12 protein-coding genes and 1 tRNA gene are annotated in these 15,451 nt (G+C 51.7%); 9 read left to right on the top strand and 4 right to left on the bottom strand.

Going from position 1 to position 15,451, the window contains the following annotated elements; genetic code table 11:
• Positions 1-34: 34 nt before the first annotated feature.
• From RAN89_RS14040 to RAN89_RS14025, 4 genes are all read left to right on the top strand, one after another.
• Positions 35-1,957 carry a peptidylprolyl isomerase gene (locus RAN89_RS14040; protein ID WP_313866892.1) on the top strand — a complete coding sequence of 641 codons (1,923 nt, stop codon included), beginning with the start codon at positions 35-37 and terminating at the stop codon, positions 1,955-1,957.
• Positions 1,958-1,995: 38 nt separating this feature from the next.
• Positions 1,996-2,071, top strand: a tRNA-His gene (locus RAN89_RS14035).
• A gap of 109 nt (positions 2,072-2,180) precedes the next feature.
• Entirely contained in the window at positions 2,181-3,074 is an 894-nt protein-coding gene (locus RAN89_RS14030) for a DUF6538 domain-containing protein (RefSeq protein ID WP_313866891.1), read from the top strand.
• Positions 3,023-3,922 (top strand): site-specific integrase, encoded by a 900-nt coding sequence (locus RAN89_RS14025; protein ID WP_313866890.1) that lies wholly within the window; start codon positions 3,023-3,025, stop codon positions 3,920-3,922. The genes RAN89_RS14030 and RAN89_RS14025 overlap by 52 nt, the downstream gene beginning before the upstream one ends.
• 627 nt (positions 3,923-4,549) lie before the next feature.
• On the opposite strand, the gene RAN89_RS14020 is transcribed toward RAN89_RS14025, so the two are convergent.
• Entirely contained in the window at positions 4,550-5,173 is a 624-nt protein-coding gene (locus RAN89_RS14020; protein ID WP_313866889.1) for a tyrosine-type recombinase/integrase, read from the bottom strand.
• A 287-nt stretch (positions 5,174-5,460) separates the two neighbouring features.
• On the opposite strand from RAN89_RS14020, the gene RAN89_RS14015 reads away from it, so the two are divergent.
• From RAN89_RS14015 to RAN89_RS14005, 3 genes are all read left to right on the top strand, one after another.
• Positions 5,461-6,333, top strand: a complete 873-nt coding sequence (locus RAN89_RS14015) for a tetratricopeptide repeat protein (RefSeq protein ID WP_313866888.1) — start codon at positions 5,461-5,463, stop codon at positions 6,331-6,333.
• Positions 6,334-6,657: 324 nt separating this feature from the next.
• Complete coding sequence (locus tag RAN89_RS14010; RefSeq protein WP_313866887.1) at positions 6,658-7,338, top strand: hypothetical protein; 681 nt, start codon at positions 6,658-6,660, stop codon at positions 7,336-7,338.
• A 73-nt stretch (positions 7,339-7,411) separates the two neighbouring features.
• Positions 7,412-7,894: a hypothetical protein gene (locus RAN89_RS14005; RefSeq protein ID WP_313866886.1), complete on the top strand. Its 483-nt coding sequence runs from the start codon at positions 7,412-7,414 to the stop codon at positions 7,892-7,894.
• A gap of 724 nt (positions 7,895-8,618) precedes the next feature.
• Here the strand turns inward: RAN89_RS14005 and RAN89_RS14000 are convergent.
• Together RAN89_RS14000 and RAN89_RS13995 are read right to left on the bottom strand one after the other, a co-directional pair.
• Complete coding sequence (locus RAN89_RS14000; protein WP_313866885.1) at positions 8,619-9,578, bottom strand: hypothetical protein; 960 nt, start codon at positions 9,576-9,578, stop codon at positions 8,619-8,621.
• A gap of 80 nt (positions 9,579-9,658) precedes the next feature.
• Positions 9,659-10,453, bottom strand: a complete 795-nt coding sequence (locus RAN89_RS13995; RefSeq protein WP_313866884.1) for a HEPN domain-containing protein — start codon at positions 10,451-10,453, stop codon at positions 9,659-9,661.
• A gap of 587 nt (positions 10,454-11,040) precedes the next feature.
• Between RAN89_RS13995 and RAN89_RS13990 the strand changes: the two genes are divergently transcribed.
• Together RAN89_RS13990 and RAN89_RS13985 are read left to right on the top strand one after the other, a co-directional pair.
• Entirely contained in the window at positions 11,041-11,553 is a 513-nt protein-coding gene (locus RAN89_RS13990; RefSeq protein ID WP_313866883.1) for a hypothetical protein, read from the top strand.
• A complete protein-coding gene (locus tag RAN89_RS13985) occupies positions 11,550-12,320 on the top strand; it encodes a hypothetical protein (protein WP_313866882.1) in 771 nt (256 codons plus the stop codon). Before RAN89_RS13990 ends, RAN89_RS13985 begins: the two co-directional genes overlap by 4 nt.
• A 1,423-nt stretch (positions 12,321-13,743) precedes the next feature.
• Here RAN89_RS13985 and RAN89_RS13980 read toward each other — a convergent pair.
• Positions 13,744-15,135 carry an MBL fold metallo-hydrolase gene (locus RAN89_RS13980; protein WP_313866881.1) on the bottom strand — a complete coding sequence of 464 codons (1,392 nt, stop codon included), beginning with the start codon at positions 15,133-15,135 and terminating at the stop codon, positions 13,744-13,746.
• Positions 15,136-15,451: the final 316 nt, after the last annotated feature.

Here is a 15,451-nt window from a genome sequence, read left to right as displayed (position 1 = left end):
CGCCTTTTTTGTTGTTCACATGGAGAGTTAGCGCATGTTTGATTTTGTTCGCAAGCACACGAAGGTCTTGATGTTCCTCATGTTCTTGCTGATCATCCCCGCCTTCGTTCTGGTCGGTGTGGACGGCTACAAGAGCATGGCCGGTCGCGGGGCAACAGTCGCAACCATTGGCAACGCCAAGATCACGCAAGAAGAGTGGGACTTTGCCCACAAAAATGAGGTGGATCGCCTCCGTGCCTCCGTGCCGAATTTGGACCCCAAATTGCTGGATTCCGCCGAAGCCCGCTACGCCACGCTGGAACGCTTGGTTCGTGAAAAGGTCATGGCCGAAGCGGTGCAGACCGCCCACATGACGACCAGCAACGCCCGATTGGCGCGCGAGCTGCAGCAAAACCCCACGATCGCCAGCTTGCGCAAACCCGATGGCACCTTGGACATGGAGCGCTATCGCCAATTGGCTGCGAGCCAAGGCCTGACCCCGGAAGGTTTTGAGGCCCGTGTACGCCGTGATCTGTCTTTGATGCAGGTGGAGTCCGCTGTGACGGGCACCGCGTTTTCTCCCAAGGCACTATCGGACTTGGCGCTGAACGCATTTTTTGAGCGCCGTGAAGTACAGGTTTTGCGTTTCAGTCCTGCGGATTACGCCAGCAAAATCAATCCGTCAGATGCCGATATCGATGCTTACTTCCAAGCGAATTCGGCTCTGTTCCAGTCCACTGAAACCGCCAACGTGGAGTACGTGGTGCTGGACTTGGAAGCCGTCAAAAAGACAGTGTCCGTGAATGAAGCTGACCTCAAGACCTACTTTGAGCAGAATGCCAGTCGCTTGAGTGCCAAAGAAGAGCGTCGCGCCAGCCACATCCTGATCAACGCTCCCAAGGACATGCCGGCCGCTGACCGCGCCAAGGCCAAAGAGCGTGCGACAGCTTTGCTGGCTCAAGTGCGCAAGGCTCCCGACTCCTTTGCCGAGGTGGCCAAAAAGAATTCTCAAGACGCAGGATCCGCACCTCGCGGTGGAGACCTGGATTTCTTCGGCCGTGGCGCGATGGTCAAGCCCTTCGAAGATGCGGCGTTCTCCATGAAGAAGGGCGAAATCAGCGACTTGGTGGAGTCCGACTTCGGCTTCCACATCATCAAGTTGGTGGATGTGAAGGGTGCAAAGCAGCCCACATTCGAAGAGGCCCGGGCCAGCTTGGAGCCTGAGCTGCGCGCCCAATTGGCGCAGCGAAAGTTCGCCGAAGTCGCAGAGGCCTTTACCAATGGTGTATACGAGCAATCCGACAGCCTGAAGCCTGTGGCTGAGCGTTTGAAGCTGGAAGTCAAAACGGCCACCAATGTGCAGCGCCAGCCTCTGCCCGGCGCAGCTGATCCCTTGGCGAATCCCAAGTTGTTGGAAGCCATTTTCAGCACTGATTCCCTGGAGAAGAAGCGCAATACCGAAGCTCTGGAGCTGGGCGCCAATCAACTGGTTTCTGCCCGTGTGGTGGCATATAGCCCGGCGCGTCCCCTGGCACTCAATGAGGTGAAGGCCCAGGTCCGTGAACGTTTGGTGGCAAGCCGCGCTCTGGAGCAGGCCAAAAAGGAGGGCACCGAGAAGCTGGCCGCTTTGCAAGCCAATCCCTCTGCCGTGACCATGCCCGCTGCTGTCACGCTGTCTCGCGACGCCGCGCAAGGACTGGCGGGTGCTGTGGTGGATGCTGCATTGAAGGTCAATCCGGCCAAGCTGCCCGGCTTTGCCGGTGCCGATGTGGGCGCTCAAGGCTACGTGGTGGTGCGCGTCAACAAAGTGTTGCCACGCAATGCCGTGGAGGAAGCCAAAGGCAAGCAAGAGCAAGCTCAGTATGCGCAATGGGTTGCTGCGTCCGAGAGCAGCGCTTACTACGAAAGTCTGAAGCAACGCTTCAAGGTGCAGATCAAGGTTCCGGCCCCCGGTGCTGCCAAAACAGCGCAGAATTGATCTGGAGCCTGAAATTCAGGTTATAATTTTTGTCTACGGTGGCTGTAGCTCAGTTGGTAGAGTCCAGGATTGTGATTCCTGTTGTCGTGGGTTCGAGCCCCATCAGCCACCCCAAAATATAAAAAATCGAGTGTAAGTTGTTGATTCTCAAGGGAATCAATAACTTGCACGAGAATATAAACTGAGGTTGATACACAGCTTTGTACACTTAAGTGAGCAAAGCATGAAAGCAATCTCGGAACATCTCTACATTCACGGCAAACACTGCACAGCGTATTACCGCCGTCGCATCCCAAATTCGCTCCGCCGGGCGTACCCCTCCAGCAAAACGCACATCACCCTCAGTCTGCACACCTCAGATTTGCGGGAAGCCAAGAGGCGCGCTGAACGCGAAAACGTCAAAGTTGAGGCTGAGTTTGAGCGTATCGCTAAGGAACTGCGCGCGCAGATGGCTCAGAAGGAGTCTCGGCGTCTGCAAAGTCTCTCCGATGAGCAGCTCCAAGGATTGGCCCAGTATTGGGTCCAACAAGTTCTTGAGACAGACGACCGCACGCGAGAGCAAGGACTCGATGATGATGAGTTCGAAGAACTGGGCAAAGATTTAACCCAGCAGCGTCAGGATTTAGGTCGGATGCTCAGCCAGGGCCAGGCACATCGGATTCAACCGGCACTGCAAAGCTTTCTGTTCATGTGTGGCCTGGAGGTGGATTTCACTCCTGAAGCGGCGAAGAGAGCAGGGCGAATTTTTCTGCAGTCCGTAGTGACGGCGCTGGATCATCGGATAGCCCGCCAGGAAGGGCAGGTCGTTCCTGTTCCCACTATTGCCCCACAAGGACAGTCTCCACGCGAGGTGGGAAGCTCTATTGCTCCACAAAACAAAACATGGGAAGAGGTTTTCGTGGTTTGGCGGGACTATGTCAAAGACCGTCCTAAGTCCACAGCTATTGCCACCCAGACCCCCTGGAGAGCCCTTGAAGCCTTCGCAAAGGAGTCTGGCATCCTTTCCCCAGCCGAGATGACGGAAGACACCATACGCGGCTTTGTTGGCCGGATGAGTAAAAGGGCTTGGCCACAGTTACCCTCAACGCAAGGCTCGACAAAATCAAGGCGCTGTTAAGAGTCGCCCGCTCGAAGGGTGTGGTCCCTCATAACCCTGCAGAGCACATCATCGGTTTGAAAGAGAGCACCCGGGCAAAGCGAGTGGCTAGGCGTCTGCCGTTCGAACAGGCAGACATTCAAAAGATTTTTTCGTCGGACATCTATAACGACAAACAGCTGCGCTCGTCAGGGCAATCTGCCGAGGCAACTTACTGGTTGCCGCTCATCATGTATTACACAGGTGCACGTCCCGAGGAGATCGCCGGATTGGCGGTTTCTGATGTGGTTTGTGATGAGCAGTTTGGTTGGTACTTCAACATTACAGACAGACCTGAACCCGATACGGACCTCTTTGAGTCATCCAAGGAGCTTGCAGAAAAGCAGAAAGGGAATAGTCGCTTCGTAAAGAACGTGATGTCTATCCGAGTTGTACCCGTTGCTCCTGAACTCATTCGCTTAGGCTTTATTCGATACATTGAGTTCGTCAGACAAGATGGGAATTTCATGCTGTTCCCGGAACTTAAGAAGGACTGGCACGGTAAGTTTTGCGGCGCATTCGGAAAGTTCTTCGGACGATTTAAGAAAGACATGTTGGGCATTTCTAATCCCAAAAAAGTCCTGTACTCATTCCGTCATACTTTCAAAGATTTTATGGTTGCCGTCAACCTTGAAACCAAGATGATTCATCGAATCATGGGACACGCCAGTGGAGACGGCGCCATCACTGATGGCTATGGGAAGCAAGACATTCCTTTGGAATTCATTGTCCGTGAGTTCAAGAAAATCAAGTACTTTGAAATTGAGGCTCAACCATGGACCGTCGGCAGAGGAACCATTCGTACATCCAAAGGAAAGCAATTGGACTGAGTAAGTTTTAGGCAGTGCGATCAGTGGACGACTTCATCTGTGATTGTCCAGCTTTCGAATCAGGGGCTCAATTGTTCTATCAGCCGATGTAGCTATGTAAACAATAGTTTCCACGTGGAAACTATTCAAGGTGAGGCTATCCTAGTTGCCGCAAGTAGTTGCTTGGATGTGCTTGGGGCTGATTTGGAGCTGAGCGAGCAGAAAGTTTCCACGTGGAAACTTTTCCCTTGACGTTTTCTAGTTGCCGCAAGTAGTTGCTTGGATGTGCCTGGGGCTGATTTGGAGCTGAGTGAGCTGAAAGTTTCCACGTGGAAACTTTTCTGGACTCGATCCAGATTAGAGCTCGGCGGCAGCTGATCGATTAGAGATGTTTGAAAAAGTCAGGTTATGAAGAAAGTTTCCACGTGGAAACTTTTCCGTATACGCCTTCGTGCGTATTCCGGTTGACTTGACCATCTGCTCCGGATATTACTGACAACCAACAGCTGGTTTTTTTGTGTTGATCAGAGTGAGTTGATCTGGAGGCGATCAATGTCATTTGTGGGCCAGATGCGGCTATTGGTCAATGTCCGCTTTCCAGCACCCGGATGAATCAGACTCTCTTCAAGATCCAACAGTGGGCGCAGTTCAAACCTCCGTTTGCTCTGCCATCTCTAGAGCGTCCTCCACCTCAATCGCCAGATAGCGAACCGTGCTCTCTAGCTTGGTGTGCCCCAGTAGCAACTGCACCGCTCGGATGTTCTTGGTGCGGCGGTAAATCAACGATGCCTTTGTTCTTCGCATGCTGTGGGTCCCATAGGCAGAAGGGTCCAATCCGATTTCATTGATCCAACCATCAACGATGCGGGCGTACTGCCGCGTCCCGATGTGCGGTGAGTCATGGACCCGAGAGGGAAACAAGTAGTCTTCAGATTTCAAGCCCGCTTCCTTGATCCACTCCAAGACAGCCTCTCTGGTTGGTTGCGTGATTTCGAACTGGACAGGAAGTGAAGTCTTCTGTTGCATCACGATTGCACGGGCACTGATGTGATCCCCATGGGCGATGTCCCGCAGTCTCAGTTTCACCAAGTCACAGGCGCGCAGCTTGCTGTCCAAAGCCAGGTCAAACATGGCCAACTCACGAGTCCGGTTACCAAGTTGAAGGCGGATTCGGATGGCCCAGATGTCTTTGAGGCGCAGGGGCGCCTTTTGGCCAACGATCTTTCCCTTGTTCCAAGGCTCCCTGTGTGCTGTGTCCGAGTAGGTTTCCATGATGAACTCCTTTAGTTGAGGGGTTCAAACTCTGGTCACAGACCGGGCGAAGTTCAAGAGCTTCGTCAAAACGCATCTACTCGATGCCCGGAAGGAAGAATCACTCGAATGAGGGATGGTTTGACACAGTAAACAGCGCCAGAATTGCGGCGGAAGCGGGCCCTCGCGAAATCACCCAATTAGGGGGTTATCAGGCTCGACTAAGACAATGACAATGCGCCGAACTCGACGGGCATTTCACGCCCAGCTTTGGACATTCGAAATGAGTTCACTTAAACGACATGAGCATGAAGTTTTTGCAGTTCACTCGTGAGTCGGTCAAGTCACAATGGCATCGAGCACGTTGGCGTTGGCCGTTGCTGCTGCTTACAGTAATGAGCATGCTTTATTCGGTGCCCGAAGTACGCCGAGAACTGCATGCGTCAGTGTTTTCGACGAATGAGAATGCATCCGGTGATCAAGACATAGCAATACAGGTCAAGGGTCAGCAGGCGTTGGAATTGTGGAAAAAAGGTGGGTTAGAGGGTTTCAAAAGAGCCTATGCACTATTTGCGGAGTTGGCGAGAGCCAACGAGCCAGATGCACAGTTCATGCTAGGTGTCATGCACATGAAAGGGCAATTCGTTTCAAAAAGCGATGCCGTTGCAGCAGTCTGGTTTAAGAAAGCTGCGGAACTAGGCCACCCCGATGCTCAGTTCAATTTAGCGCAAATTTTGCAAGACGGTGATGGCGTTACATCTGACGATATACAGGCGGCCAAGTGGTTCAATGAAGCCGCAAAAAATGGACATAAGACGGCAGCTTACAACCTGGGTCTTATGTTTCACAAGGGTCAAGGTGTTGAAAAAAGCGATGCCAAAGCAGCCGGCTATTACCAGCAGGCTGTTAACGGCGGTCATATCGCCGCTCACCACAACCTAGGTCTGCTTTACAAAAATGGGCAAGGTGTTCGGGTTGACTACGAGCGCGCATTGGAGCTTTTTCAATTTGCTGCGGATTCCGGCTACGTTCCATCGCAAACTGCGCTAGGGGCCATGTACGCAAAAGGTATTGGCGTACCGAGCGATGTGAACAAAGCAAGACATTGGTTTGGTAAGGCTGCCGCGGGAGGTGACACTCTTGCATCCGAAATCATTGAAAGAATGAATTCCAAGCGATGATGAAACAAACAGCATCGTGGGGAATGCCATGACTGCTTTCAGCCTGAAGACGTCTCAGCTTTGCAGCGGAAGCGGACCCTTGCGATATCACCCGAAAAGGGGATGTTCACAGGTCAATGTGAACGTGAGTATCGATTAATGTTCACTCAATTCCAAGACTTACAACATGCGGAGTTTGTCGGAATTTCTATATCTGTACGAATGCACATGAAAATTTTCGACAACGCGACTGAGAGAGGCTTCGCCGCGCAAATTGCTCCTAGCTTTACCCGCAGCCGCCAGAATATCCCGCAGGTTCTGCGGAGTCCATTACGTTAGGCACGTATGAATCGCACTCTATCTGTAGTTGGCATAAGTGGAACAGCCATTTATCTGCTGGCGGTAGCACTTCTTTGCCTTGAACGCCTTCCCGAACTTCAGAGCATGCCACTGAATAATCTCGGCGACTTCTTGGCTGGAGCATTTGGCCCTGTTGCAATTCTTTGGCTCGTTCTTGGGTTCTTTCAGCAGGGCGTTGAACTTCGCCAGAACACAGAAGCGCTTCGCCTGCAAGCTGAAGAGCTTCACAAGTCCGCTGAGCAACAGCGCCAACTGGTCGAAGTCTCGCGATCTCAAGTTGAAGCCGAACTTGAGGTGATCCGCTATGAACGCGACCGAGCAGCGAAGGCAGCAAGACCGCAACTAATTGCTCAAGGCGTCGGCGCTGGGTTCAATGGAGTAGAGGCTCGCTACGAGACGAGTATCAAGAACATGGGAAACCATGCAACCGAAGTCTCGTTCACGTTCGACCCGCCAATGAAGTCTCAATCGCGCGAACGGTCGCCCACGTGGAGCCATGGCGAGACCTTAGGTTTGTCTTGGACGTACACAACTGGAGTTGCAAGGAGCCCTTCCACCCTTACGATCTCGTTTATTGATGCCGCCGGGACTTCAGGTTCACAAGCGTATCTATTGAAGCCTGTGCCTGGACAGCATCACCCCATGGTTGAGCTGGTGCCGCATTAGGCCTAACCCCTCATTCAACCGGGCACACTACGGCAGGCCGGTTAATTCGAACGTTCGGCGTCAAAGGAAAAGTATGAGCGATGCTTGGTTTGGTTTTTTGGGTGGGGTACTAGCAACGCTTGTGGGGGCACTCATTGCAAGCATTGTTCAACGTCATCACGAGTTCAACAAGCGAAAGCAAGAAGCTCATGTTGATGCCTACTTCCACCTATTAGATTTGCACAACTGGTATTTCTGGGTAGCAAGCGCAGAATTACGAGGCGAAAGCCCCCCCGGTGAAGTTGTCTCACATTGCAGGGAACTGGCCCTCAAGCTCAATGACAAGCTCAGAACTTTCGACAACGTCAAGAAGATCGAAGAAATTCTTATGATTTTGTTTAGCGAAACAATGACCGCTAATGAACGAGCAAATAGATTACAGGCGCTCCTAGACAATTACGGACAAACCGTAAGCCCAAAGCATCTGGAAGCTATGAAACGGATCGGTATGGAAAACATTCTTCGCTATGGTCTAGGCGAAGCGCCAAAGAACAATGCGCCCGGATCTTGGCGGTAAAGCGGGTGCCGCCTAACCCTTCACTTGACCTGACATTTTGCGATATGGAAGCCACCGCTTGGAACGAGATCATGTCTGCCTTAGATACACAAAGCGTAGAAGCGTGTGTAGCGGCGGCGGAGAGGCTGTAAGCAGAATCTGATGCTGACGACGTTCCGAAGCTGCTGGCATTAGTAGAGACAGGTGATTGTTTCGCGCGCGAAGCTGCGGCTTGGCCGGTCCGGCGGTACTTGCTGAACTGCTCAAAGCGTATCAGCGCGGCTTCGACGAGGGTCACGACAACGATGGATTTAAGGCCGCATTGTTGGAAATTTCCGCTTTGTTTCCCGACCATATGAGGGCATCGCTTGAAAGTTTTAGCGCAACAGCTTTGGAGCCCACTAGGGGTTATGCGTTGTGGCTTCTGGAATTCTGCCAACGGGAAGCCAGGCAATGCGCATGTTGTTTAACTGGTCGGCAAACACTGCACCACAGATGCAGGAAGCGGGTTCGCCGCGTGGGGGTGAGGCCCAGTTGCCATCAACGTTATCGACTGTTTAGGATCGCAGCGAATGTCCGCTTTCAGCCTGATTCAGACATGACCGCAACAGGCTGATAGCAGTAGTTAACGTTTAGCGAATCGAGAGGCCAAGGCAGGACGCCAAGCTCTGACTGGAGACAATGTACCGCGTACCGCCAGGTCGTGCCTAGTGGCCTGCTGTTGGCTTTCCGGTTGAACGAATCGTTAGACGTCGTTGCTGCGATTGAGGGAGTCAAGTATCTCTCTTCGCGTGAGCGTGCGGGCGATGGTGGGATTGGTACCCCGTCGCCATGTCATAGATCCTACGCCCGGGGAGTGATCCCAAGCGCTCAGGAAGTTCTTTGAATCCTCTGGTCTAAGAAACTTACAGTCTGAGGCAGCGAAGTTGTTGACGATGCGGAGCGCACTGACAACGTTATTGATGGAAATGTAGGTGGCTTGGTTGAGAAGCACTATCCGCTCCAGAGACCAGTTGACGGATTGCTCAGCGAGAACCAGGCTCCGTTCGCCCTTGCACCCCGACAACGGCTCGATTTTGAAAAATGTGCTTCCGAAGTCGGACTTGCCAAGCCCCTGAAAAGCTTCAGGCGCTGGCGCGACGCCGGGCGAACTTTCGACCGCAACAGCAAGGCCAAATCCACCGCTTCGGACTCTGAAGCCGTGCTTGATTGAGTTGTACTCGTCAATGTGCTCAATGGCTAGAAATTCACGGGCCATACGCTGCCACAGCTTTGCGAATCCATCCACCGTCTCCGCTTGGCGCTCGGTACCTGGCATATAGGTGTGGTGAACACAGCGGGCAATCTCGCGCCAACTTGGCTCCGAGATGTTGAGCTTAGTGAAGAGTTCCTTATCGCCTTTGCCTATTCGTTCCACAACCGAACGAAGCGCGGCGGTGGGGCACTTCGACAGCCAGGCGAAGGGACAATCGGGAGCTTGAACGAATGCACCGACAAGCGAGAAGAATGCCTCGAGGCCGTGGTGGAGACTGAGACGTAGGGCAACTGACGCCCTCTTCTCGTCTTCCGTTTCGAGATGTGCATTGAACGCGTACTGAAAATAATCTGGATCGAGACCCTTCAAGAAGCGCGTGCAACTGTCTTGCAGTTCTGGGTCCCAGATGCAATACGGCTCGTTGTCGACAAGGAAGGTGGACGACTGCATGGTGGAATACGAAGCCTAACGTTTGACTTGAGCGACTGGCCGGCGGCCAGCCCGCTCGAAGGAAGGATTGGACGTCACGGCTATGGCCTAGCCTTAGCTCCGGACTTTATCTCGGCTAGGTGTTGCCGATAGCCGGACACAAGCTTCTTTGGGATGAAGACGTACTTCACCAACTCGTCCAGCATTTCTGGGTAGAGGTAAAGAAGTGGATTCTGTGCGCTCAAATGACTCTTTGCTCGGACTGTATCTCGCTTTCGGACGCCATAACAAGGGTTGTTCCAGAGCAGTGCTGAACGACTCGGATGCTTCTTGTCATTCAGGATCTGTTCCAGAAGGCCGTTCTGTAAACGAAACTTGTGCCGGGGTTCCGCCTTACTATCGGCCAAGGCTAACAGTGCTGCGTCAAGCAGCTTCTGTTCTCCAAGCGGAAGCACTTTTCCGAAGACGTTGAGGACTTGGCAATAGCGACGAACCTCCCAAACAGCCAAATCAAGGTCGATCAATATGTGGCCGTGGACGTGAAAAGGAATGTCGATGTATCGGAATTCACCGACCTCCGCTAGATGGGTAAGGAACTTACGGCTTCTAGCGGAGAGTTCGATCTGGAAAGGCAGCGCCTCTGTGAGTGACAGCGCGAGAGCCAAATCGTGACCCACCTCAGTTGCCTTTACGCGGTTGTAGAGAAGGATGGCCTTCAGGTACTTCTCTATCGCTTGATGCGCAGCCCAAAGGAACTGCGGAAATAGTTCATGGCGACAGGCCAATCGAGCGGCGATGTAGTCCCGGTCCGCTTGATCTCGGAAAGATTGCGTACCGAACGAGTTGACAAATCGATCGAGCTTGTCCTGCTCACTCGTGTAGGGGGCGAATGACATTTCATCGACCTCTATGACGGCAGAGTTTGTGACACCCAGCGTAATGTGTGCCGTAAAACCTGCGGGATATTCTGGAGGCTGCGGGATAAACTCGGCGCCAAATGCGCTGGAAAGCCTTTCGCAGTCTCAATGTCCGGAATACTCATGTTCGTTTGTACAGGTGTAAAAGTTTCGACCAACCCCGTGCTTTGTAAGAAATGGAGTGCGCCAGTTATTTCACAATTTTTGCGCCTCGGAACCAGCTTGAACATCCCCCAATCGGGTGTTTTTTGAACGTCGGTTTCCGCTGCAAAGCTGAGACGTCTTCAGGCTAGAGGCAGTCCCTCGTGGAAGAAATGCAACTTCACACAATCGACCCAAAGCGATCTTTCGATGGAATATTGGCAAAGCCAGAATGCGGACCCTCCCGCTTTATGGAATGCGTCTCGACATTTGAAGTAAGCTGTTTCCTAAGCTAACAGGAGTCAATTTGCACGGTCGCATTCAAGCCCGTATCGGCTCGCCCTTAAACCGACACCGCTGCAACAATGGATTGCTCTTGCTCCTTGAGTGTTTTGCTGAATCGGATGTCTTGAATTGGAGTCGCCATGCTGGCAGATCTGGATGAATTGGTTATGCGGTGCCGCGATGAAAGGGCAAGAAAATACATCGATGAAGCTGTAAGGTGCTATCGGTCTGGTGCCTATAGAGCCGCTGTTGTTGCTACTTGGATAGCGGTTTGTTTTGACTTTGTAGATAAGCTCCGAGAATTGGCGGCAGCCGGAGACAGCCACGCTGAAAAGATCACAGCGGACTTGGAAAAACACCAAGCAGCAGGTGATTTCCAGTCGGCGATGAAGTTTGAAGCCACCATTCCAAGTCTCGCGCTCCAATTTGAATTTGTCTCACATACAGAGAAAATTGACTTGGAGAGATTAAAGGAAGATCGCAATCGCTGTGCGCACCCTTCTCAAAACAAAACAATGACTCTGAAGTCTTTGAGGTTGCCTCTGAGCTATCAAGATTGCATATTCGAAACGCCGTATGTCACTTACTCCAACACGAGCCAGCTCAAGGTAACGGAGCGCTGGATCGGCTGCTGGAGGACGTCGGGTCCGTGACGTTCCCTTCTTCGTTTGAAAAAGTGATGGCGCGCTTAAAAGAGGGGGCTCTCCCTAAGGCTAGAGAAGCATTGATTCGCAATTTTTTGGTGGTGTTACTGAAGTCAATTTTTCTTGAAAAAGTCGATTACAAAAAACGAAACAAGTGCCAACAAGTGCTGATGTGCGGTCGTCAAATGCATCCACAAATATGGGAAAAAACTGTCGTTGATGTTTTCGGTAAGCAATTGGAACGTGCAACGAGTGATGAGATGCTACTGGTCGCTGTATCTGGCTTCAACAACGGATGCGAGATGCTCTGGACAGCGCTGTCTGAACCGCAAAAAGAACGACTGCTGAATTTTGTAAAGAATTCTCCGTCAAGCGTGTTCGACGAACTCTATACTTTGAATGACAATATTTTTGATATAGCTAGAAACGCTCGGTATTCAGCGGCTACTTTCAAAGAAATCACCGATAACTTGTGGTTTGACTTCCCGCCAATATTGCAGGAGCGAATGACGATGTTTGTAAGGCACGCCCCAAACTATGCCTCAGCGAACAAATATTTTCAGTGCATCGCATCCAATGCCACTGACTTTAGCCAAATCACCGTGACCAAACTTATAGTTGCTGCCTCGATGAATTCTCAGGCATATGACGCGGGGGGATTTGCAACTGTCCTGCAGAAATTTCGTGCTGCTAATCATATCGGCGCTGATTTTGTAGACAAGTGCTTAGCTTCAAATGGGCTTGAACAATTGATTCATTCCGATGACGACTTGTAACTCGTATCCGGGGTCACAAAGGTTCGTGTTTATTTTTTGTGCAAGATAAGCGGCGAGGTTCGGGGTGTCAGACGTGCTTGAAAGCGGCCACACCCCCGCGACGGCTTGTATGGCCCAGATCTGTCGTTCAGCGACTTAACGTCAATGACCGCAATCGCTACATAGGCGACCACTACAAGCCCGCCTGATTTGTAACAGATCGGATGTCCGCTTTTGGGCAGGAATTCCAGGGACTCAGAAGTCCGCTTTGGGTCGATAGCTGCCGGTGGTCATGACCAGCGTACTAGTCACCAATTGCCGTAATGATGGTCAGTGAATTCCGGCCTACGCACCTTCGCGCTGCCACAAATGTTCATCGAGATAGAGCTCGGGACTCGATTGAATTTGAGTGAGCTGAAAGTTTCCACGTGGAAACTTTTCTACACCCAAGCCATTTCAGAATCGTCATGGACGGTAGATCGGGCAACGATTGAGTGTGAATAGGCAGGGAGTTTCCACGTGGAAACTTTTCCACGGACGCCTTTTAGCTGCCAGAAGTGGTCACCGCGACAGAGCTCGAGACCCGTATGAATTTGAACGAGTTGAGAGTTTCCACGTGGAAACTTTTCGGGATCGAGCCAGTTCAGACCTTAGCTAAAGCAGAGCGAATTGAAGTGTTTAAGAATAGGTCAAGTTATGGTGAAAGTTTCCACGTGGAAACTTTTCTGCATTCATGCCAATTCAGTCCCGTCATGGATGGTTGATTGGGGACCGATTCAAAATTCAAAAGGCAAGAAATTGGACAGTGCAGGTTTTGATGGTGTCTTTGGTCGGGTATCTAAAGGTACACAGGTTTAGCCTTTCGCTTTAGGTATTAAATCCTCTGTCAGCCGTATTGCCGACTGATTCAAAAGTTTCCATGAGGAAGCTTTTTATACATTGAATCGCATACGTTGCGATAGTTCAACAAGATTAGCTTTGGAGACGTTGCGAAGAGAATCTACTCAAAGTTTCCACGTGGAAACTTCTTTGCAGTCAATTTGATCGCTTCAGACTATCACCTGATTGATAATTTAGACTCAAATTTTGGTTTGTGAGGACTTCACTGTCCATTGATGTACCAAGAGGCCAAAGGCCACACCGAACACAATTCGGTGAGTATTCCTTTAATACTGAGCATCTGTGATGGTTTAGGTCGACCACGACCTTGGAGATGAGCACTCCTGTGATAGCAGCTTTAGGCGAGGAGCGGTTGCTCACGACAGGTAGTTTTCTGGCAGGCCAAATCACCTCCAGCTAACGGTATTGAGGCTGTCAGCATCTGCCTTCCGTTGGCGCTGTAAGCGTCGACGGTAACGCCGTAAATCATTTAGATGCGCCACGTTCTTAGGACGAATCTCGATAGGTGCATACCAATGCACTGATGCGAGATTGCCTTTTGGTTTCAGCGATATGTGGTCAAGATCTGAACGCCTTTTAGCTTGTTGGCTTGCAAAGGGTTGTAGTTGCTGAAATCCCGCATCACCTCGGCGTGCGGGTGCGGCTCATAAGGCTTCTTTGCGAGATTAGAAGGGCTAGAACTTTTGCCTGTGTTCTTCAGTTTATTCCCGCGCTCCGGATCTGAACTGAAGACGCTTACCATCGGACGAACCAAACTGGCGAAACCTGGGAACCAGTTACCTCGAGCACCATGGTGCATCACCTGAAGGGCAACGAGACAACCAATCCTCTGGTCGCCAAAATGGCGTCTTAGATCTTGCCAGCGACTTGGCTTATTCATGTATCCGTCGCCGGTGTATAGCACGCCGCTAGCCCGATCTGTCCGTGGCAAACACCCTGCGTCAAACCATATTCTCCAACAAACTGGGCAGGCCCACATACAGTCTCGAGCCACTGTTTTGAGAGCTTGCTCGCCTATCAATAGAGTATCCAAATGCTGCCCGATTGGCCCTGAGTACAGAAACAGCGATATGACGTTACGGGCTTTGGGGGAGTCGCCGAAGTGTGCGTCGTATGCTTTCTTGAGATCTGCGATGGCAACGTTTCTCGCAGTGAGAGAAGTAGACGAGAGAAGTGTGAGGCGTTTGGCCTCGACCTTCCGAAGAAAGTCGACGCTAGCTTTGCTTCTACTCTTGGGCTCGTTGTACGGAACAAACTCCCAGACGCCGTCATACGTTGCCGCGGAATCAGCTTTCATTAGGCGAAGAGGTACATGTCGCGGTGCTGCAGATTTTTGCATTGCGTCGAGCTCATCACGATCATTTGCTTCGTAGACATTACCTTCTTCGAACATGAGTTCTTCGCGCTCTTGACGACTGTCATCACCTAACTCTCGCGGTGGCCTCGGAGCGATTGGTCGATCTGGCTGATCTGGGACCGATTCACCAGTGGATGGCGGCACTAGCACGATTTGGCCAATATCGACAGCTTTCATCGCAAGGATCGTCCCAATCGGGTCGATGTAATACGCTCGGTCCGCCCTAGCAGTGTAAGGTCGCTGCGAAAACATGTGCCGCAGTCGCTGGGCTAGATGTGTGAACGGCAGCATGAGGGTCTCGACGCGAAATCGCGTGAGCAGATCTGCTAGCCCACTCAAATGGTCAACGTCAAAATGAGAAATCACGACTAGATCCAGCGAAGGCTTGCCAGAACTCTGGCTTTTGACGTCGGTCTCAAGTCTTTCCAGTCCCTTCTCAAGTAAAGCTGACTCTGACAGCGTCCCGCAGTCGTACACCCAGCGAAACCGCGGAACCTGGTCATAGGCTTGGCCTAGATTGCCCGTAGCGAAGAGTCCTTGGCCCACTGGCATGAACTCATATTCGGCAAACGTGGTCATGTTTCCCTCCCTTCTAAATAAGAACTCTGCATTGTGATCTGGGTCCGATACTAGCTAGATCAGTTACGCGCCCCGTTCGAGACCCACGCCTCGTGACGTTGCGTTTAATCCGACTCGGTGAAGACACAGCGACCAGAGGACATACATTGGTGTCACATCTAACGGAAAGCTGATCCGCATGAGCAGGAGTTCTTGGCACTTGGGTGCGGTTCACTTTGAAGAGCTGCGCAATACATGGTCGCCTATTGAAACCTGCTTACTAACGGCAGTTTCAGAGCGGACAAATTGCGAATCTCTAAAACTGCTAACGCTGCAA

Origin of the sequence: Rhodoferax mekongensis (assembly GCF_032191775.1) — a bacterium.
Lineage (GTDB): Bacteria > Pseudomonadota > Gammaproteobacteria > Burkholderiales > Burkholderiaceae_C > Allorhodoferax > Allorhodoferax mekongensis.
Note: the sequence above shows the minus strand (reverse complement) of the source record. Positions and strands in the feature narration are given on the sequence as shown.